This is a genomic window from Halomonas heilongjiangensis, from assembly GCF_002879645.1.
Lineage (GTDB): Bacteria > Pseudomonadota > Gammaproteobacteria > Pseudomonadales > Halomonadaceae > Halomonas > Halomonas heilongjiangensis.
Genome location: NZ_PNRE01000086.1, coordinates 1 through 18,069, shown reverse-complemented (window position 1 = coordinate 18,069; position 18,069 = coordinate 1). Strand labels below are relative to the sequence as shown.

Sequence of the window (18,069 nt, the reverse complement as noted above, 5' to 3'; positions counted from 1 at the left end):
GACGCGATGCGATGAAGCTCTTCTATCACCCCGACCAGGAACGTCATGCGCCGCCCACCTTCCTGCTGCGCGGCCGGGCAGTGGCCTCCCCGGAGGGACCGCTCCGCGCCGAGCTGCTGGCCGACGGCCTCGCCCGCGTGGGGCTCTCGCTGACCCCACCGACCGATGCCGACAGCCCGACCCTGCGGGCCCGGCTGGCGCGGATCCACACGCCGCGTTATCTCGACTTCCTCGAGACCATTCACGCCCGCTGGCGGGAGCTGCCGGATGCCGCCGAGATCGTCGCCCCCAATGTCCACCCCTGTGGAGGCGGGCACCACTACCCCCGCCACCCGGTGGGCCGGGTCGGCTGGCACATGCACGACATGGCCTGTCCCATGACCGCCGACAGCTTCACCGGTATCCTGGCCAGCGCCGCCTCGGCCGAAGCCGCCGCCGAGGCGGTGCTCGCCGGCGACCGTGCGACCTATGCGCTGTGCCGCCCGCCGGGACACCACGCCGGGCCGGAGCGGGCCGGCGGCTTCTGCTTCCTCAACAATTCGGCGCTGGCCGCCACCGTGCTGCGTGAGCGCTTCTCACGGGTGGCGATCCTCGATGTGGACCTGCATCACGGCAACGGCACCCAGGACATCTTCTACCATCGCGGTGACGTCTGGACCGGCTCGTTGCACGCCGACCCGGCCGATTTCTACCCCTTCTTCTGGGGCGGCGCCAACGAGGAGGGGCTGGGCGAGGGGCTCGGCGCCAACGTCAACCTGCCGCTGCCGCTGGGCAGCGGCGGCGAGGTCTTCCTCGAGCATCTCGACCGCCTGATGGTGCGCCTGTCCGATTTCCGTCCCGAGGCGGTGGTCGTGGCCCTCGGCCTGGACGCCCACAAGGCCGACCCGCTGGCCGGCCTGGCGCTGGAGACCGACGACTTCACCCGGGTGGGCCGGCGGCTCGCCGACATCGGCCTGCCCAGCGTGCTGGTGCAGGAGGGGGGCTACCCCACCGCGCACCTGAGCGAGAACCTGGCCGCCCTCATGGGTGGCTTCACCGGTGCCTGACAGGTACCTCGATCCGCAACCCCTGCTTCCGTAACGCCCATCCACTGCAAAGCGAGCAACGCCATGACCGTCAACTATCACGACAGCAACACCCGCATGAGTCAGGCCGCCGTTCACAACGGCACCGTCTACCTCGCCGGCCAGGTGCCGGACGACGCCTCGGCCGACATGCGCGGCCAGACCGAGCAGGTGCTGGCCAAGATCGACCGCCTGCTGGCGGCCGCCGGGAGTTCCAGGGAGCACCTGCTCTCTGCCCAGGTCTGGGTGACCAGCATGGCCGAGTTCGACCAGATGAATACCGCCTGGGACGCCTGGGTGGTGCCGGGGCGTCCGCCGGTGCGGGCCGCCGTCGAAGCCAGGCTGGCCAGGCCCGAGTGGAAGGTCGAGATCATGGTGACGGCGGCGGTGCCGGAGGCCTGACATGCGCATCATCACGGCTGACCAGGTGGCCGCCTCGCTGCCCTGGACGGCGCTGGTCGAGCGCCTGGCGACGACCTTCCGCGAGGGAGTGGAGTCGCCGCCGCGCCATCACCATGCCATGCAGCGCCCCGATGGCGAGGCCACCATGCTGTTGATGCCGGCCTGGGAGCACGCCGGCTATATCGGGGTGAAGATGGTCAACGTCTTCCCCCAGAACGCCGACCACGGCCTTCCGGCCATCTCGGGCGTCTACCTGCTCAGCGAGGGCGCCCACGGGCGTCCCCTGGCCTGCCTCGACGGCAGCGAGCTGACCCGGCGGCGTACCGCGGCGGCCTCGGCGCTGGCCGCCCGGGAACTGGCCCGGGAGGACGCCGCGACCCTGCTGGTGGTGGGCACCGGCAAGCTGGCGCCCATGGTGATCGAGGCCCACGCCGCGGTGCGCCCGATCCGGCGCGTACGCATCTGGGGGCGCCATGCCGAGAAGGCCGAGCGGCTGGCCGCCGACTACGCCGATCGCTTCGACAGCGCCGCGGTGACCGATCTCGAGGCCGCCACCCGTGACGCCGACCTGATCAGCTGCGTGACGCTCTCCAGCGAGCCGCTGATCCTCGGCGACTGGCTCGCCCCCGGCACGCACCTCGACCTGGTCGGGGCCTTCCGGCCGACCATGCGCGAGACCGACGCCGAGTGCCTGCGTCGCGGCGAGGTGTTCGTCGACACCTACGCCGGGGCGCAGGGCGAGGCGGGCGACATCCTGCAGGCGATCGACGAGGGCGCCTTCGCCTTCGACGAGATCCGCGCCGAGCTCGCCGAGCTGCTGCGGGGCGAGCGACCGGGGCGGTCGTCGGCCGAGGCGATCACGGTGTTCAAGTCGGTGGGCGCCTCGCTCGAGGACCTGGCCGCCGCCATCGAGGTCTGGGAGCAACTGGCGGCGCGCTCATGACGGCGGGCCGCACCGGAGCGCCGGCCGCCGGAGCGCCGGCCGCCGGGTTCTTCTGGCATGAGCGCTGCTTCTGGCACGACCCCGGCGCCATCGGGGTCTTCTCGGCGCCGGGGGCGTTCCTCCAGCCCCAGCCCGCCTCGGAGAGTCCCGAGAGCAAGCGGCGGTTGAAGAACCTGCTCGAGGTCTCGGGGCTGATCGACGAGCTCGAGGTGCGCAAGCCGCCCCCGGCCTCGCGCCGGGATCTCGAGCGTTTCCATACGGTGCGCTATCTCGATGCCCTCGAGGCCGGGGACCGGGCGCGCGGTGGCGATGGGGGCGACTGTGCCCCCTACACGCCGGGCAGCCTGGCGGCCGCGCGGCACTCGGCGGGCCTCGCCATCGCCGCGCTGGAGGCGGTGGCGACCGGCGAACTGGCCAATGCCTATGCGCTGTGTCGTCCGCCGGGTCACCACGCCGAGGCCGATCGGGGACGCGGATTCTGCCTGCTGGGCAACATCCCGGTGGCCGTGATGCGTGCCCGAGCGCTGGGCCAGGTCGGACGGGTGGCGATCCTCGACTGGGACGTCCACCACGGCAACGGCCAGCAGGCGGCCTTCTACGACGACCCCGAGGTGTTCACGGTGTCGCTGCACCAGGCCGGCAACTACCCGCTGGACACCGGCGCCTTCGGTGAACAGGGCGAGGGGGCGGGCGAGGGCACCAACCTCAACCTGCCGCTGCCACCTGGCTGCGGCATCGGCGCCTATGACTACGCCATGACCGAGCTGGTGCTGCCGGCGATCGAGGCCTTCGCCCCTGAGCTGATCGTGGTCGCCTGTGGCTACGACGCCTGTGCCAAGGATCCGCTGGGCAAGATGCTGCTCAACAGTGGCGCCTTCGCCGCCATGACGCGGCAGGTCAAGGCGCTCGCGGAGCGGATCTGCCATGGGCGGCTGGTGCTGGTCCACGAGGGCGGCTACTCGGAGGGCTATGCACCGCTGTGTGGCCATGCGGCGATCCAGGTGCTGGCCGAGAGCCGGATCGAGGTGCCCGACCCGCAGAACGACGAGATCGCCGCCTGGGCCTACCAGGACCTGCAGCCCCACCAGCGCCTGCTGATCGACGGCTGGCGCGATGGCTACACGAGGACACGAGCATGACGCCGCTCTACGATCGCGACGGTTGGCTGTGGCACGACGGCGAGTGGCTGGCGTGGCGCGACGCCCGCACCCACCTGCTGACCCACACCCTGCACTACGGCATGGGCTGCTTCGAGGGGGTGCGTGCCTATCACGGGGAACGGGGCACCCACCTGTTCCGGGTGGCCGAGCATACCCGGCGGCTGGCCGACAGCGCCCACGCCCTGGACATGCCCCTCGACTTCAGCGAGGCCGAGCTGATCGAGGCCCAGCGGCTGTGCCTGAAGAAGAACGGCCTGGCCAACGCCTACCTCAAGCCCACGGTGTACTTCGGCGCCGAGGGGCTGGGGCTGCGGGCCAAGGGCCTGACCGTGCACGTGATGATCGCCGCCTGGGACCTGGGCGACTACATCTCCCCAGAGGCCGCGTCGATCGGGCTGCGGGCGTTGACCTCGTCCTGGTCGCGGCACCACGTCAACATCAGCCTGTGCCGGGCCAAGACCAACGGCCACTATGTCAACTCCATGCTGGCGCTCAACACGGCGGTGAAGGCCGGCTTCGACGAGGCGCTGATGCTCGACCCGGAGGGCTACGTGGCCGAGGCCTCGGCGGCCAATGTGTTCCTGCTGCGCGATGGGGTGCTGCATACGCCCGAGATCACCTCCTGCCTGCAGGGGATCACCCGCGACAGCGTGATCCGCCTGGCCCGGGACGCGCTCGGGCTGGAGGTGCGCGAGCGCCGCATCACCCGCGACGAGCTCTACACCGCCGACGAGGCCTTCGTCACCGGCACGGCCGCCGAGCTCCTGCCGCTGCGCGAGCTCGACGGCCGCCATATCGGGGCCCGGGCCGGGGCCCCGCCGCCGGGTCGCCCCATCGCCGAGGGCTCGGTGACCGCACGGCTCCAGCGCCTCTACCGGCGCGTGACCCGCGGCGAGCTGGGCGACGATCTCGTGGCGTTCCGGAACTGGCTGACGCCCGCCTGAGGCCAAGCCTCGCCTCCCCGATGCATGACCGACGGCTTCGTTGACCGCGTCGACGCCCCGGGCGTGGTAGCCTGCTCGCGATCCGGGACGAAAGGGCAACGATGATCATTGCATTCATGGACGGCCTGTTGCGCCTGGCGTTGCTGCTCTGCACCGCCTGGGGAGCGCTGGCATTGGGCCATCGGCTGCCGCTGCCTGCGGTCGGTCGGAGGCTGGTGGTCGCGGGCTGGGTGACGGCAGGCGGCATCTGGCTGCTGCTGGCCTGGAAGGGAGCGAGACTGGCCCCGCTGGCCGGGATGGTCGTGCAGATGGCCGCGCTGTTCGTCTGGTGGCGCGGCCTGCGGCCGGCGAAGGACCTCGACTGGGCAGAGGACGTGGCCCATCTGGCCACCGGCGAGCTCGAGGGCAATCGGCTGACGCTGCACCATGTCCGCCACTTCACCTGGCTGAGCGCGGACGAGGCCGTGGCGAAGTGGGAGAGCCGGCAGTACGACCTGGACCGGCTCGCATCGGTGGATCTCTTCATCTCCAGTTGGGGACGTCCCGGCATCGCCCATGTCCTGATCAGCTTCGGCTTCCTGGGCGAGGAGGGCGGTGACGGCGACTTCGTCGCCTTCTCGGTGGAGGTGCGCCGCGAGCGACACGAGCGCTTCTCGGAGATCGGCGGCTTCTTCAAGCAGTACGAGCTGGCGATCATCGCCGCCGACGAGCGCGATGCGGTGCGCCTGCGCAGTAACGTGCGCGAGGAACGGGTCGCCCTCTACCGTGTCACCCTCTCGCCCGAAGACCGGCGAGAGCTGCTGCTGGCGCTGGTCAAGATGGCCGGCCGGCTCGAGCGCGAACCGCGCTTCTATCACACCATCACCGCCAACTGCACCACCCTGGTGTTCGCCATGATGCGCGGCATCATCGAGGGGCTGCCCATGGACCATCGCCTGCTGCTGACCGGGCTGCTGCCTGGCTATGTCTTCGATCACGGCGGGCTCGTCGAGGGGTACACCCTGGCCGAGCTGCGCCGGCTCGGCGATATCACCGAACGGGCTCGCCGGGCCCATGAGGCCGCGGACTTCTCGCGATGCATCCGTCAGGGCGTGCCGGGTTGGGAGTCGTTCGCTCACCGCGAATAAAAACGCCACGACGGCGAGCGTCGTGGCGGCATGCGGCTCCTCCCTGGGCATCGTCCCGATGCTTCGACCCAGGCCTTCCAGCCCCGGGTCTCCCTCGAGTGCTCCCTGCACCCTCGCATCCCTGGCGTGGGGGTGGCAGTGTCCCTTGCCTCTCCCGCCTGGCGGGTATCTCCTTTATCGCCCAGCAGGATGACAGTTCGATCACCGGCGGATGACATTCCGATGACCGGCGGGATAGGGGGGATCCTCACCGATGAGCCGAGCATTCTGGTAGAATCCGCCGCTTTCGTGCGCTCATAACCCTATTTTCGATGGAAATCTTGCCATGAATGCGGTGATTCTAGCGGTTCTGGTGATGGTCGGGCTGTCGCTGGCCCGGGTGTCGGTGGTCCTGGCCCTGGTGGTGGGCGCCCTGGTCGGGGGGCTGGCCGGTGGACTCTCGGTGGAAGAGACCCTCGCCGCCTTCAACGACGGAGTGGGGGGCGGCGCCAAGGTGGCGCTGGCCTATGCCACCCTGGGGGCCTTTGCGGTAGCGATCTCGCGTTCCGGCCTGCCGGACCTGCTGGCGAGGCGATTGATCGCCCTGCTGGGGCAGGAGGCCTCGGCGAAGCGCCAGGCCGCGGTGAAGATGCTGCTGCTGGGGGCCGTGCTGCTGGTGGCGATCTCGTCGCAGAACCTGATTCCGGTGCATATCGCCTTCATCCCGATCCTGATCCCGCCGCTGCTCAAGGTCATGAACCAGCTGCGTCTCGACCGTCGCGCGGTCGCCTGTGCCCTGACCTTCGGCCTCACCGCCCCCTACATGCTGCTGCCGGTGGGGTTCGGCGCCATCTTCCTCAACGATATCCTGCTGGCCAACATCAACCGCGCCGGCGAGGCGCTGGGCTTGGAGATCGGCCGCGGCCTGGTGCCGCTGGCCATGGGCGTGCCGGTGGCCGGCATGGCGCTGGGCCTGGTAGTGGCACTCTGCTTCAGCTATCGCCGGCCGAGGGACTACGAGGCGCTGGAGGTGATCACCAGCAACGTGCCGCACCACCACCCCGAGCGACACGTCGAGCCGCATGCCCTGGGGCTGGTCATGTCCGGCCTGGCCATCGTCGCCGCCCTGGGCATCCAGCTCTATTCCGGCTCCATGGTACTGGGCGGCCTGGTGGGCTTCGCGCTGCTGTCGCTGGGCGGCATCTTCAAGTGGCGCGAGGCGGACGATCTCTTCACCAGCGGCATGCGCATGATGGCGCTGATCGGCTTCATCATGATCTCGGCCTCGGGGTTCGCCGCGGTGATGACCGCCACCGGCGAGATCGACGCCCTGGTGCGGTCGAGCTTCGGGATCATCGGCGACCATCGCGGCCTGGCGGCCCTGATCATGCTGCTGGTGGGGCTCTTCATCACCCTGGGCATCGGCTCGTCATTCTCGACCATCCCGATCATCGCGGCGATCTTCGTGCCCCTGGCGGTGCAGTTCGGCTTCTCGCCGCTGGCCACGGTGGCCCTGGTCGGCACCGCGGCGGCGCTGGGTGATGCCGGCTCGCCGGCATCGGACTCGACCCTCGGCCCGACCTCGGGGCTGAACGTCGACCGCCAGCACGACCATATCTGGGACAGCGTGGTGCCCACCTTCCTGCACTACAACATCCCGTTGATCGGTTTCGGCTGGCTGGCGGCGATGCTGCTGTGACCCGCATCGACGTGACGAGGTGAGATCGGCGGCCCGGGTGGCCGCCGTTTTCATTTATCCGGCAGGTGACGCTCAAGCGAACCGAGCAGGCCGCGCAGCAGCGAGAGTTCCTTGCGACTGGGGCGGGCGCGGGCGAACAGCGCCTGGAGCTGGGCCTCGGTGCGGGCGTGGGGCTGGGTGAGAAAGCCGCTCGCCTGCATCACCCGGCCCAGATGGTCGTGGAAGTGGCCGAGCTGCTCGCGGGTGGGCTGCCGCTCCCCGGCGGGACGGGCCGGCCGGTAGTCGCTCTCCGGGCGACGACGCCAGGCCTTGAATGCCTCGTAGGCGAGCACCTGTACCGCCTGGGCCAGGTTGAGGATGCCGTAGTCGGGGTTGGCGGGAATGCTCACCTGGTGACTGCAGCAGCGGATCTCGTCGTTGGTCAGGCCGAAGCGCTCGCGCCCGAACACCAGCGCCACCGGGTCATGGGCGGCATGCCCCACCAGCTCGCCGGCCATCGCGTCGGGTTCGTCGAAGTGGGGCAGCGGCAGGCTGCGCAACCGTGCGCTGGCCCCCACCACCTGCACGCAGTCGGCCACGGCCTCCTCGAGGGAGGCCACCACCCGGGCCTGGTCGACCAGGTCCTCGGCCCCGGCGGCCAGGCGCGAGGCCTCGGGGTCGGGGTAGCGGCGCGGATTGACCAGCACCAGGTCCGTCAGGCCCATGGTCTTCATGGCCCGGGCCGAGGCGCCGATGTTGCCGGGGTGGTAGGTCTGGACGAGGACGATACGGATGTTGGAGAGCATAGGGGCAAGGGGACAAGGCAAGTTGAAAGAGCGGCGCTCGGCGCCTGGAGGAGGACATTCTACGCTATCCGGCGTGCTTGCCTCGCCCGTCGCGACGGCGCAAGATGCTAGGCATCCCCTCGGCCGGCCTCTCTGCCCGGATGAACGACTTCATCTCGATCCTTCCCCTGGTGGCGCCGCTCGATCGCGACGGTCTGCGGCGGTTGGCGATCCATGCCTGTCTGACGCTCCACCGGGTCCGCTGGCGGCGCTGTTACCTGGCGGACGACGGCACGCGCATGCTGTGCTGGTACCAGGCCCGGGACGCGGAGTCCGTACGCCTGGTGCTGCGCCAGCAGGGGGCGGCCGGAACCCCGGTCTGGCCGGCGGAGGCGATGGGCGCAGCGGTCACGGAGTCGCCCACCGTTGCTAGCGACCGTGTCCTGGTGGAGCTGTCTCTCGAAGGACTCGCTCTCGATGGGCTCGACCCGAGCGACATCGCGCCGACGACGAGTGCGCTCCTTGACGCCCTGGCAACGGTCGGTGCGGTGGTCATCCGAACTTTCCTGTCCCGACATCATGGCCGGCTGATCTGCCTGGTGGAGGGAGGTGACACCCATGGCGTTACCCAATGCCTGGGAACCGCCGGCATCGTTCCGACAAGCGTCTGGCGGTGCACCGAACTCGATCCCGAACCGCCCGGGCTCTTCGCCTCACAGTCCGCGTCGCGGCCGCCCCAATCCGCGCCGCGCCAGGGGGCCGCGGCCCTGGATGCCGTCATCATCGGGGCCGGCCTGTCGGGCATCTGTGCGTTGGAACGACTCAACCGGATGGGGCTGCGCGCGCGGGTGTACGAGGGCGGCAGCGAGGTGGGGGGCGTCTGGCATTGGAATCGCTATCCCGGCGCGCGGGTCGATTCGGAGATCCATACCTACGGTTTCTCGTTCTCCGATGCCTTGCTCCGGGATTGGGAGTGGCAGGAACTCTTCCCGACCCAGCCCGATATTGCCCGCTACCTTCGCCACGTGGTCGACCGCTTCGGCCTGCGCCGGCACCTACGGCTCGGCACGCCTGTGCTTGCCGCAACGTTTGACGAGGCTGAGGCGCTCTGGCGGATCGAGACCGGCACCGGCGAGCGCGTGACCGCGCGCTACCTGATCGCCGCGACAGGGACCTTGTCGGTGCCACAGCTGCCCGACTACCCGGGGATGAGCGACTTTTCGGGCGAGAGCTTTCATACCGCGAGATGGCCGGCCGGCGTGGAACTGGGCGGCAAGCGCGTCGGGGTCATCGGCACCGGCGCCTCGGGGGTGCAGGTGATCCAGACCATCGCGCCTGACGTCGCACACCTGACGGTATTTCAGCGCACCCCCACCTACTGTATTCCCCAGCGCAATCGGCCGCTGACGGATGCCGACCGCCGCGAGATCCGTCGGGACTGGACACGGATCCTGGCCACCTGCCGCGAGTCCTACGGCGGGTTCATTCACACCTTCGATCCCCGCTCCGGGCTGGCGGTTTCCGCTGCCGAACGGGAAGCCAAGTTCGAGGAGCTCTGGCAGAAGGCCGGCTTCGCGTTCTGGTTCGGCAATTTTGCCGACCTGATGATGAGCTTCGAAGTGAATGAGCACGCCTGCGACTTCCTGCGTCGGAAGATCCTGGCGCGTGTCCACGACCCCGAGACCGCGCGACGGCTGCTACCCAGCCATCCTTTCGGCACGAAGCGCGTGCCGTTGGAGAACGGCTATTACGAAACCTACAACCGCGGCAACGTCGCCCTGGTGGATCTGCGGGAGACGCCCATCGAGTGGATCACGCCGGGAGGCATTCGTACCTCGCGGGATGAGCATCCGCTCGACGTGATCGTCTACGCCACCGGCTTCGATGCCGGTACCGGTTCATTGAGCCGGATCGATATCCGCGGAGCCGGCGGCCTGTCGCTGGCCGAGAAGTGGCAGGCGGGGCCGAAGACGTTCCTCGGTCTGCTCGTCGGCGGTTTTCCCAACCTGTTCATCGTCAACGGCCCGCACAATGCCGCGGCACTCTGTAACGCGGGACGCTGCATCGAGCAGAACGTCGATTGGATCGTGCGTTGCATCGAGTGGATGCGGCGCCAGGGGGCCACGCGCGTCGTGCCGACCCCTGTTGCCGAGGAGGAGTGGACCCGGCATGTCCTTGATGTGGCCGACGCGTCCGTGCTGGCGGCGATGAGGGACTCCTGGTTCTTCGGCGCCAATACCCCGGGCAAGCCGCGCGTTGTCACCATCTACGCGGCCGGAGCGCGCGAGTACCGACAGCACTGCGAGGCGGTGGCCAACGCCGGATTCGCGGGCCTGGAGCTGTCCTGATTCTGCAATAAAAAACCCCCGCCGGTGTCCCGGCGGGGGTCGATCAGGCGCGTGCCTGGTGGGTCAGGGGGCTGGTTACATCATGCCGCCCATGCCACCCATGCCGCCCATGCCGCCCATGTCCGGAGCAGCGTCCTTCTCTTCCGGGTCGTCGGCGATCATGCACTCGGTGGTGATCATCAGACCGGCCACGGAGCCGGCGGACTGCAGCGCAGAGCGGGTCACCTTGGCCGGGTCCAGCACACCCATCTCGAACAGGTCGCCGAACTCGCCGGTCTGGGCGTTGTAGCCGAAGTTGCCTTCACCCGCCTTGACCTCGTTGAGGATCACGGAGGCTTCCTGGCCGGCGTTGGTGACGATCTGACGCAGCGGTGACTCCATGGCGCGCAGCGCGATGGCGATACCGTGGGTCTGGTCCTCGTTGTCGCCCTTGAGGTCCTTGATCTTGGTCAGCACGCGGACCAGGGCGGTACCACCGCCAGGCACCACGCCTTCCTCGACGGCGGCGCGAGTGGAGTGCAGGGCGTCCTCGACGCGGGCCTTCTTCTCCTTCATCTCCACTTCGGTGGCGGCACCGACGCGGATCACGGCGACACCGCCGGCCAGCTTGGCGACACGCTCCTGGAGCTTCTCGCGATCGTAGTCGGAGGAGGTATCTTCGATCTGGGCGCGGATCTGGTTGACGCGGGCTTCGATGTCACCCTCGCCACCGGCACCATCGATGATGGTGGTGTTTTCCTTGGACATGGTGATGCGCTTGGCGCTGCCCAGGTGGTCCAGGGTGGCCTGCTCGAGGGTCAGACCCACTTCCTCGGAGATCACGGTGCCGTTGGTCAGGATGGCGATATCCTGCAGCATGGCCTTGCGACGATCGCCGAAGCCGGGTGCCTTGGCGGCGGCGACCTTGACGATGCCGCGCATGGTGTTGACCACCAGGGTGGCCAGCGCTTCGCCTTCGATGTCTTCGGCGATGATCGCCAGCGGCTTGCCGGCCTTGGCGACGGATTCCAGCACCGGCAGCAGTTCGCGGATGTTGGAGATCTTCTTGTCGACCAGCAGCAGGTAGGGGTCTTCCAGCTCGACCGCCATGGTGTCCTGGTTGGTCACGAAGTAGGGCGACAGGTAGCCGCGGTCGAACTGCATGCCTTCGACCACTTCCAGCTCGTCTTCCAGGCCACGGCCTTCGTCGACGGTGATGACGCCTTCCTTGCCGACCTTCTCCATGGCCTCGGCGATGATCTCGCCGATACGAGAGTCGCCGTTGGCGGAGATGGTGCCGACCTGGGCGATGGACTTGCGCTCGGTGCAGGGCACGGCCAGGTTCTGGATCTCCTTGACCGCGGCGACGACGGCCTGGTCGATGCCGCGCTTCAGGTCCATCGGGTTCATGCCCGCGGTCACGCCCTTCATGCCTTCGGTGACGATGGACTGGGCCAGCACGGTGGCGGTGGTGGTGCCGTCACCGGCGACGTCAGAGGTCTTGGAAGCGACTTCCTTGACCATCTGGGCACCCATGTTCTCGAACTTGTCCTTGAGTTCGATCTCCTTGGCGACGGAGACGCCGTCCTTGGTCACGGTCGGGGCGCCGAAGGATTTCTCGAGCACCACGTTGCGGCCCTTGGGCCCCAGGGTGGCCTTGACGGCATTGGCCAGGATGTCGACACCACGGGCCATGCGCTTGCGGGCGTCGTCGGAGAACTTGACTTGTTTTGCTGCCATTTTCGAAGTCTTCCTATGAGTTCGTGAACGTCAGATTTGAGCGGTATGCGAGCGAGTCTCGGCGTAGCGTCGGGCCGTTCAGCCTTCGACCACGGCCAGGATGTCGGACTCGCTCATGATCAGGACTTCCTCGCCATCGATCTTCTGCTTCTCGACGCCGAAGCCCTCCTTGAAGATCACGGTGTCGCCGGCCTTCACATCCAGCGGACGGACATCGCCGTTGTCGAGAATCCGGCCATTACCGACGGCGAGTACCTCGCCACGAGTCGGTTTTTCCTGGGCGTTACCCGGGAGCACGATGCCGCCAGCGGTTTTCTGTTCTTCTTCCACGCGACGGACGACGACGCGATCGTGCAAGGGACGGATGTTCATTGCTCACGTTCTCCTGATGGTTTGCTGTGCCATGACGTCACTGCCATGGCGGTTCATCATCACCCTCGCGGACGGGCCGCGAGGTGGAGGCGACGAATCGCCTTCCCTGTCGATGGCCCGGGGCTGACCCCGTGCCGAAGCCTGTTGCTGAGCGAGAAGTGGGGGCTGGGCAGGGGCTTTCAAGGGCGCCGAAGAAAAAAAATTCATGCCCGGCGCTCGCTCAACGGTGCCGCTCGTCGCGGCCGATGAAATCGCCTTCCAGCGGTGCCTCCCGGGAGCCGCTGCTGGACGTTGCCTGCTCCTGTCGCGCGGCGTCGTCTCCCCGGCCGGCCTGTTGCCAGTCGGCATCGGGCCCCTGGTCGGGGCGAGCGCCATGGCCGTGCCCCGTGCGGTGCTGCAGGCGGATGCCGAGCCATCCCAGCAGGCGGCCGAGCAGGCGGCGGGCGTTGGGGAGCAGGCAGATGACCCCCAGGGCGTCGGAGAGGAAGCCTGGCGCCATCAGCAGCGCGCCGCCGAAGATCAGTGCCGCCCCGGTGAGCAGTTCGCCGGAGGGTACCTCGCCCCGCGCCATGCGCTCCTGGGCCCGGGCGAAGGTCGCGACCCCCTCGCGGCGTATCAGGTGCAGGCCGATGAAGCCGGTGGCCAGTACCAGGGCCAGGGTCGTCAGCAGGCCGATCTGGCTGCCGACGGAGAACAGGATGACGAAATCGAGCAGGGCGAAGAGAGAGAAGAGAAGCAGAAAGGGCATGACGACTCCGCGGATGACAGTTGCGCTGAGAATGGGGGCGGCAGGAAAAAAATCAAGCGACGGGCCGTCCGACCGATCCTGCTTCGGCGAAGGTGGAATAGGCTTCCATATCCCGATATGGTAATGATGCAGTGCACAACAGTGGTTGAATAGTGGTTGAATAGTGGTTGAATAGTGGCTGAATAGTGGTTGCATAATAACAGGATGAGTGCTCCGCAGGCGTGGCGTTCGGGCTGCTGCCAGGGCCCGCGCAGGCGACACGACCCTTTCCCCTGGAGACGCGTATATGAAGCTCACTGGTTCCATTGTCGCCATCACCGGCGGCGCCCGCGGCCTCGGCCTCGCCATGGCCCATCTGCTGGGGAGCCGGGGGGCGACCCCGGCTCTGCTCGACGTGGATGCCGCCTCCCTCGACCTGGCGGTCACCAGCCTTCACGGCGCCGGCATCGAGGCGCGCGGTTTCGTGGTCAACGTGGCCGACGAGGCATCGGTCAAGCAGGCCTTCGGTGACATCGCGGCCTCCCTGGGCCCGGTCAACGGCCTGGTCAACAATGCCGGTATCCTTCGCGATGGCCTGCTGGTCAAGGCGAAGGAGGGGCGGGTCGAGAAGACCCTGTCGCTGGAGCAGTGGCAGCAGGTGATCGACGTCAACCTGACCGGGGTCTTCCTGTGTGGACGCGAGGCGGCCGCCCAGATGATCGAGGCGGAGTGCCAGGGCGTGATCGTCAATATCTCCAGCATCTCGCGGGCCGGCAACATGGGGCAGAGCAACTATGCCGCGGCCAAGGCCGGGGTGGTGGCGTTGACCACGACCTGGGCGAGGGAGCTGGCGCGCTACGGCATTCGCGTGGGGGCGGTGGCACCGGGCTTCATCGAGACCGACATGACCGCCTCGATGCGCCAGGACATGCTCGACAAGCTCGCCGCCGGGGTGCCGCTGGGCCGACTGGGGCAGCCGGCGGACATCGCCGAGAGCGTGGCCTTCATCATGGAGAACGACTACTTCAGTGGCCGGGTCATCGAGTGCGATGGTGGCTTGCGACTGTGAGGCGGTGTCGCTGAGGGCGGGCCAACGCTGGCCCGCCCGGAGTGGCTAGAACTCCACCTGGTCCTGCAATCCCTCGACGGTGCTGGCACCGATGCCGCTGACGTTCACCAGGTCGTCGGCACTCTCGAAGGGACCATTCGCCTCGCGATACTCGATGATGGCCTCAGCCCGGCTGGGTCCGACCCCCGGGAGCTCGGTGAGCAGTTCGGCGTCGGCGGTGTTGACGTTGATGGGGGCTACCTCCTGGGCCAGTGCCGCCATGGACGATAGGCCCAGCAGCAGCCCGAGCAGCATCGCGGCGACGATCCCTCTGGTCCATTGTGTCATGTCGATTCTCCCTTTCGGTTCCTCTTGGCGTTAGACACCCCGCGGGTGCCTCTATCAAGCTAGCGCGAGCTTCGCGGGTGCAGGGTCGGTCATCGCCGCCAATGGCTGTCGGCCAGTTGCCATGATCGTTGCAGGTTTTCTCCCACATCGGCCGTCCGCCAGGGCTGATATACTGGCGGCATCGTGCTATCTGCCCAATGCCCACCTGCCTGGAGACCGGTCCGTGTCCACCGATTCGCCGCTGATCATCGCCCTCGACTACCCCTCCCTGGATGCCGCCCTGTGCATGGCCGACCAGTTGGACCCCGCGCGCTGCCGGGTCAAGGTGGGCAAGGAGCTGTTCACCCGCAGCGGGCCCGACGTGCTGGAAGCCTTGCACGGGCGCGGGTTCGAAGTGTTCCTGGATCTCAAGTTCCACGACATCCCCAATACCGTGGCCGGTGCGGTGCAGGCCGCCGCCGAGCAGGGCACCTGGATGGTCAATGTCCATGCCGGCGGCGGGCGGCGCATGATGGAGGCCGCCCGCGAGCGACTCGACCGACATGGCCTCTCGACCCACCTGATCGCGGTCACGGTGCTGACCAGCATGGAGGCGGCGGACCTCGCCGAGGTGGGGGTCGCCGCGAGTCCCGCCGAGCAGGTCGAGCGCCTGGCGATGCTGGCCCGCGACAGTGGCATGGACGGCGTGGTCTGCTCGGCCAGGGAATCGGCCCGGCTGCGTACGCTGTGTGGTGATGACTTCCTGAAGGTGACGCCGGGCATTCGCCCGAGCTTTGCGGCTGTCGGCGATCAGCGGCGCATCATGGCACCGAGCGACGCCCTGGCGGCCGGCAGTACCCATCTGGTGGTGGGGCGTCCGGTGACCCAGGCGGAGGACCCCATGGCGGCGCTTTCCGCCATCGAGGCGGAACTGGCCGGGGAGTGAGCGCTACTCGCCCTCGATACCGGTGATCGGTTTGGTGGTGCCCCAGCTGCGACAGCTGGGGCACTGCCAATGCAGCTGCTCGCCGGCGAAGCCGCAGCGCCGGCAGCGGTGGCGGGGCAGGGCGTGGAGCAGGGTGCGGGTGTGGCGCTGGAGCAGCAGGATACGTTCGGCGGGTTGGCCCTGGCCGTCGTGTCGGTAGAGGTCCATCAGGTAGTCCACCGCGCCCAGGCTCGGTTCCCGGTCGAGTTGCTCGCCGACCAGGTCGATGGCGGCCTGCAGGCCCTCGCGCTGGCGCAGCGTCTCGGCGAGCAGGATGATCACGCTGGTGTAGGGCGCGCGTTCGAGCAGCTCTCGCAGGCACTGGATCAGGCCCTCCTCGTCGTCCATCAGGCGATAGGCCCGGGCCAGTGGCTCGAGGATGGTGGGGGCGAAGGCCGGGTCCTGGTCGGGGATGCGCCTGAGGAGGCGGATCTCCTGCTTGTAGTGGCCGGTATCGTGCTCCATGCCGGCCAGCAGCAGGTTGGCGCGCACGCAGCGCTCGTCGGTGGCCAGCGCCTGGCGCAGGTGGCGCCGTGCCAGCGCCGGGCTCGAGGTGTGCCGCTCCTGCTCGGCCAGCTCGCAGAGCCAGTGGGCGGCGGCGCGGCGGATATCGTCGTGCTGGCGCACCATCTGGGGCAGCGCCACGTCGAGAGCCGCCCTCCATTCGCCTTCACGCTCCAGCAGGTCGACCAGCAGTCGCTTGGCCGCCTGGCGGATCTCCTCGTCCGGGGTGTCGCGCACCAGGCTCTGCAGCAACCGTTCGGCGCGATCGAGCAGCCCCAGCTTGAGGAAGTCGCGTGACAGCTCGAGTTGTACGCGGTCGCTTTGCAGGGCGGTGAGGGTCGGGCGGGCGAGCAGGTTCTGGTGGATCTTCACGGCGCGGTCGGCCTCTCCGCGGGTGCGAAAGAGGTTGCCCAGGGTGATGTGGGTCTCGATGGTCTCGCTGTTGACCTCGAGGGCCGTGACGAAGGTCTCGATGGCCCGATCCTGCTGGTCATTGAGCAGATAGTTGAGGCCCACGAAATAATCCCGTGCAAGGGGCGTCGACGGCGCGGGATCGTGGTGTTTTCTGCGTTCGCGGCGGCCTAGCCACCAGCCGATGGCCACCGCTGCCAACAACAGCGCCAGCAGCAGAACATCGGGCATTTAGGGGAGTTCCTTCATCTCCTGGATGCGCAGGCGGTCGAGCTCCTTGCGCTGCTGCTGATTGTGGCGCTGGGCGCGGGTCAGCAGGGTGCGCAGGCGGAGATAGACGCCACTCATGGCCAGCATGCCGAGGAACACGCCGCAGGCCAGGGCCGCCAGCAACCATACCGACAGCGAGGCCGCGGGAAGCTCGATCCAGATCAGGTTGAGGGGCAGCGCCTGCTGGTTGTTGACGGCGAACAGGATGCCGATGAGCAGAACCGCCAGCAGGATGATGGCCAGGATCAGGCCTTTGAGCCAACGCATGAATGTGTCCCCTGTGATGTCAGTCGGTATGACAATGGAAATCGGAACCCGCCAGGTGGAGTGGACCTCAGTAGCCCAGGGCGCGACTGGCATCCACCTGCTCGCGCAGCTCCTTGCCGGGCTTGAAGTGTGGCACGAACTTGCCGCTCAGCGCGACCGGTTCGCCGGTCTTGGGGTTGCGGCCGACCCGGGGCTCGCGATAGTGCAGCGAGAAGCTGCCGAAGCCACGGATCTCCACGCGCCCCCCTTCGGCCAGGGTGTCGGTGATGTCGTCGAGGATCAGTCGCACCGCCGCTTCGACTTCCTTGACCGACAGCTCGGGCTGCCGCATCGCAATCTGCTCGATCAACTCTGACTTGGTCATCGGCTCTCTCCATGCATTCGTGCCTGGGGCCTGTCTGTTCCCAGCGTTGTTGTTTTGTTAAAGCATACTGCGCAAATCGTGATAAAACAACGAACTACGACTATAGAGGTTGGGGCGGTCCCGTGCGGGCCGGTGCATGCTGCTGCCTGGAGGGGGCTCGGGTATACTGGCGCCACATTCATCCGGACTGTCGAGGTCGACGTTGAGCGAACAATCGTCCACGGACGCTGCCCTGCGCAAGCGGCTCTACTGGCACTCCCGCCGCGGCATGTGGGAGCTGGACCTGCTGCTGATTCCCTTCCTCGAACAGCGCTATGACGCCCTGGGCGAGACGGACCAGGCCGCCTACCGAGCGCTGATCGACGAGGAGGACCAGGACCTCTTCGCCTGGCTGATGCGGCGCGAGTGGCCGGAGGAACCGATGCGCCGGCGCATCGTGCAGATGATCGTCGAGCATGCCGAACACCCCGATAGCGCTGCGCATCGTCCCGTCTAGGCTGGCCCTGGCCGTCCATCTGCTGCTGGTGCTGGTCGTGGCCGGGCTGGCGCTGTGGTTCGCCCCGGCATGGGTTGCCTCGCTCGCCATCGTGAGCCTGGCCGGCGTGCTGGTGATCGAGGGGCGTCGCCGGCCGCGGGGGGAGCTTC

The 18,069-nt window shown here is 68.1% G+C and carries 20 protein-coding genes; 12 read left to right on the top strand and 8 right to left on the bottom strand.

The window, feature by feature from the left end; all coding sequences use genetic code 11:
- Window positions 1-11 precede the first annotated feature (11 nt).
- From C1H66_RS18520 to C1H66_RS18490, 7 genes are all read left to right on the top strand, one after another.
- On the top strand, window positions 12-1,046 hold the full coding sequence (locus tag C1H66_RS18520; RefSeq protein WP_102629355.1) for a histone deacetylase family protein: 1,035 nt from the start codon (window positions 12-14) through the stop codon (window positions 1,044-1,046).
- Window positions 1,047-1,109: 63 nt separating this feature from the next.
- Complete coding sequence (locus C1H66_RS18515) at window positions 1,110-1,466, top strand: RidA family protein (RefSeq protein ID WP_102629354.1); 357 nt, start codon at window positions 1,110-1,112, stop codon at window positions 1,464-1,466.
- A gap of 1 nt (window position 1,467) precedes the next feature.
- A complete protein-coding gene (gene lhpI, locus C1H66_RS18510; protein ID WP_102629353.1) occupies window positions 1,468-2,409 on the top strand; it encodes a bifunctional Delta(1)-pyrroline-2-carboxylate/Delta(1)-piperideine-2-carboxylate reductase in 942 nt (313 codons plus the stop codon).
- On the top strand, window positions 2,406-3,548 hold the full coding sequence (locus tag C1H66_RS18505) for a class II histone deacetylase (RefSeq protein WP_102629352.1): 1,143 nt from the start codon (window positions 2,406-2,408) through the stop codon (window positions 3,546-3,548). Before lhpI ends, C1H66_RS18505 begins: the two co-directional genes overlap by 4 nt.
- Window positions 3,545-4,513: a branched-chain amino acid transaminase gene (locus tag C1H66_RS18500; protein ID WP_102629351.1), complete on the top strand. Its 969-nt coding sequence runs from the start codon at window positions 3,545-3,547 to the stop codon at window positions 4,511-4,513. The genes C1H66_RS18505 and C1H66_RS18500 overlap by 4 nt, the downstream gene beginning before the upstream one ends.
- Window positions 4,514-4,614: 101 nt before the next feature.
- Window positions 4,615-5,640, top strand: a complete 1,026-nt coding sequence (locus C1H66_RS18495; RefSeq protein WP_240618394.1) for an Lnb N-terminal periplasmic domain-containing protein — start codon at window positions 4,615-4,617, stop codon at window positions 5,638-5,640.
- Window positions 5,641-5,965: 325 nt separating this feature from the next.
- A complete protein-coding gene (locus tag C1H66_RS18490) occupies window positions 5,966-7,318 on the top strand; it encodes a Na+/H+ antiporter family protein (RefSeq protein WP_102629350.1) in 1,353 nt (450 codons plus the stop codon).
- Window positions 7,319-7,368: 50 nt separating this feature from the next.
- On the opposite strand, the gene C1H66_RS18485 is transcribed toward C1H66_RS18490, so the two are convergent.
- Complete coding sequence (locus tag C1H66_RS18485) at window positions 7,369-8,103, bottom strand: RNA methyltransferase (RefSeq protein ID WP_102629349.1); 735 nt, start codon at window positions 8,101-8,103, stop codon at window positions 7,369-7,371.
- A 140-nt stretch (window positions 8,104-8,243) separates the two neighbouring features.
- Here C1H66_RS18485 and C1H66_RS18480 point away from each other — a divergent pair, with 140 nt between their 5' ends.
- Window positions 8,244-10,430, top strand: coding sequence for an NAD(P)-binding domain-containing protein (locus tag C1H66_RS18480; RefSeq protein WP_205738695.1), 2,187 nt, complete (start codon window positions 8,244-8,246; stop codon window positions 10,428-10,430).
- 75 nt (window positions 10,431-10,505) lie between these two features.
- Here the strand turns inward: C1H66_RS18480 and groL are convergent, their stop codons facing one another.
- The 3 genes from groL to C1H66_RS18465 all read right to left on the bottom strand — a co-directional run bounded on the left by groL (window position 10,506) and on the right by C1H66_RS18465 (window position 13,269).
- Entirely contained in the window at window positions 10,506-12,149 is a 1,644-nt protein-coding gene (groL, locus tag C1H66_RS18475; protein WP_102629348.1) for a chaperonin GroEL, read from the bottom strand.
- Between the two features lie 78 nt (window positions 12,150-12,227).
- The gene (locus C1H66_RS18470; RefSeq protein ID WP_102629347.1) at window positions 12,228-12,521 is read right to left on the bottom strand and encodes a co-chaperone GroES; all 294 of its coding nucleotides are present in this window, start codon (window positions 12,519-12,521) and stop codon (window positions 12,228-12,230) included.
- 220 nt (window positions 12,522-12,741) lie between these two features.
- On the bottom strand, window positions 12,742-13,269 hold the full coding sequence (locus C1H66_RS18465) for an FxsA family protein (protein WP_102629346.1): 528 nt from the start codon (window positions 13,267-13,269) through the stop codon (window positions 12,742-12,744).
- A 286-nt stretch (window positions 13,270-13,555) separates the two neighbouring features.
- Here C1H66_RS18465 and C1H66_RS18460 point away from each other — a divergent pair, with 286 nt between their 5' ends.
- Window positions 13,556-14,317, top strand: a complete 762-nt coding sequence (locus C1H66_RS18460) for an SDR family oxidoreductase (RefSeq protein WP_102629345.1) — start codon at window positions 13,556-13,558, stop codon at window positions 14,315-14,317.
- Window positions 14,318-14,362: 45 nt separating this feature from the next.
- Here the strand turns inward: C1H66_RS18460 and C1H66_RS18455 are convergent, their stop codons facing one another.
- A complete protein-coding gene (locus C1H66_RS18455; RefSeq protein ID WP_102629344.1) occupies window positions 14,363-14,644 on the bottom strand; it encodes a ComEA family DNA-binding protein in 282 nt (93 codons plus the stop codon).
- 223 nt (window positions 14,645-14,867) lie between these two features.
- On the opposite strand from C1H66_RS18455, the gene pyrF reads away from it, so the two are divergent.
- Entirely contained in the window at window positions 14,868-15,569 is a 702-nt protein-coding gene (gene pyrF, locus C1H66_RS18450; RefSeq protein WP_102629343.1) for an orotidine-5'-phosphate decarboxylase, read from the top strand.
- A 3-nt stretch (window positions 15,570-15,572) separates the two neighbouring features.
- Here pyrF and lapB read toward each other — a convergent pair whose 3' ends face one another.
- The 3 genes from lapB to C1H66_RS18435 all read right to left on the bottom strand — a co-directional run bounded on the left by lapB (window position 15,573) and on the right by C1H66_RS18435 (window position 17,424).
- Entirely contained in the window at window positions 15,573-16,754 is a 1,182-nt protein-coding gene (gene lapB / locus C1H66_RS18445) for a lipopolysaccharide assembly protein LapB (RefSeq protein WP_102629342.1), read from the bottom strand.
- Window positions 16,755-17,060: a lipopolysaccharide assembly protein LapA domain-containing protein gene (locus tag C1H66_RS18440; protein WP_102629341.1), complete on the bottom strand. Its 306-nt coding sequence runs from the start codon at window positions 17,058-17,060 to the stop codon at window positions 16,755-16,757.
- Between the two features lie 67 nt (window positions 17,061-17,127).
- Window positions 17,128-17,424 (bottom strand): integration host factor subunit beta, encoded by a 297-nt coding sequence (locus C1H66_RS18435; RefSeq protein ID WP_102629340.1) that lies wholly within the window; start codon window positions 17,422-17,424, stop codon window positions 17,128-17,130.
- A gap of 202 nt (window positions 17,425-17,626) precedes the next feature.
- On the opposite strand from C1H66_RS18435, the gene C1H66_RS18430 reads away from it, so the two are divergent.
- Window positions 17,627-17,920 carry an FAD assembly factor SdhE gene (locus C1H66_RS18430; protein WP_102629339.1) on the top strand — a complete coding sequence of 98 codons (294 nt, stop codon included), beginning with the start codon at window positions 17,627-17,629 and terminating at the stop codon, window positions 17,918-17,920.
- On the top strand, window positions 17,880-18,069 hold a 190-nt coding region (locus tag C1H66_RS18425; RefSeq protein ID WP_146010745.1), incomplete at its 3' end, for a hypothetical protein. The genes C1H66_RS18430 and C1H66_RS18425, both read left to right, overlap by 41 nt.

Coding starts and splice junctions, on each gene's coding strand:
- C1H66_RS18505 (WP_102629352.1), top strand. CDS start 2,406: ATGACGGCGGGCCGCACCGGAGCGCCGGCCGCCGGAGCGCCGGCCGCC.
- C1H66_RS18455 (WP_102629344.1), bottom strand. CDS start 14,644: ATGACACAATGGACCAGAGGGATCGTCGCCGCGATGCTGCTCGGGCTG.
- C1H66_RS18460 (WP_102629345.1), top strand. CDS start 13,556: ATGAAGCTCACTGGTTCCATTGTCGCCATCACCGGCGGCGCCCGCGGC.
- C1H66_RS18440 (WP_102629341.1), bottom strand. CDS start 17,060: ATGCGTTGGCTCAAAGGCCTGATCCTGGCCATCATCCTGCTGGCGGTT.
- C1H66_RS18520 (WP_102629355.1), top strand. CDS start 12: ATGAAGCTCTTCTATCACCCCGACCAGGAACGTCATGCGCCGCCCACC.
- C1H66_RS18485 (WP_102629349.1), bottom strand. CDS start 8,103: ATGCTCTCCAACATCCGTATCGTCCTCGTCCAGACCTACCACCCCGGC.
- C1H66_RS18435 (WP_102629340.1), bottom strand. CDS start 17,424: ATGACCAAGTCAGAGTTGATCGAGCAGATTGCGATGCGGCAGCCCGAG.
- C1H66_RS18515 (WP_102629354.1), top strand. CDS start 1,110: ATGACCGTCAACTATCACGACAGCAACACCCGCATGAGTCAGGCCGCC.
- groL (WP_102629348.1), bottom strand. CDS start 12,149: ATGGCAGCAAAACAAGTCAAGTTCTCCGACGACGCCCGCAAGCGCATG.
- lapB (WP_102629342.1), bottom strand. CDS start 16,754: ATGCCCGATGTTCTGCTGCTGGCGCTGTTGTTGGCAGCGGTGGCCATC.
- C1H66_RS18465 (WP_102629346.1), bottom strand. CDS start 13,269: ATGCCCTTTCTGCTTCTCTTCTCTCTCTTCGCCCTGCTCGATTTCGTC.
- lhpI (WP_102629353.1), top strand. CDS start 1,468: ATGCGCATCATCACGGCTGACCAGGTGGCCGCCTCGCTGCCCTGGACG.
- C1H66_RS18490 (WP_102629350.1), top strand. CDS start 5,966: ATGAATGCGGTGATTCTAGCGGTTCTGGTGATGGTCGGGCTGTCGCTG.
- C1H66_RS18500 (WP_102629351.1), top strand. CDS start 3,545: ATGACGCCGCTCTACGATCGCGACGGTTGGCTGTGGCACGACGGCGAG.
- C1H66_RS18495 (WP_240618394.1), top strand. CDS start 4,615: ATGATCATTGCATTCATGGACGGCCTGTTGCGCCTGGCGTTGCTGCTC.
- C1H66_RS18470 (WP_102629347.1), bottom strand. CDS start 12,521: ATGAACATCCGTCCCTTGCACGATCGCGTCGTCGTCCGTCGCGTGGAA.
- C1H66_RS18480 (WP_205738695.1), top strand. CDS start 8,244: ATGAACGACTTCATCTCGATCCTTCCCCTGGTGGCGCCGCTCGATCGC.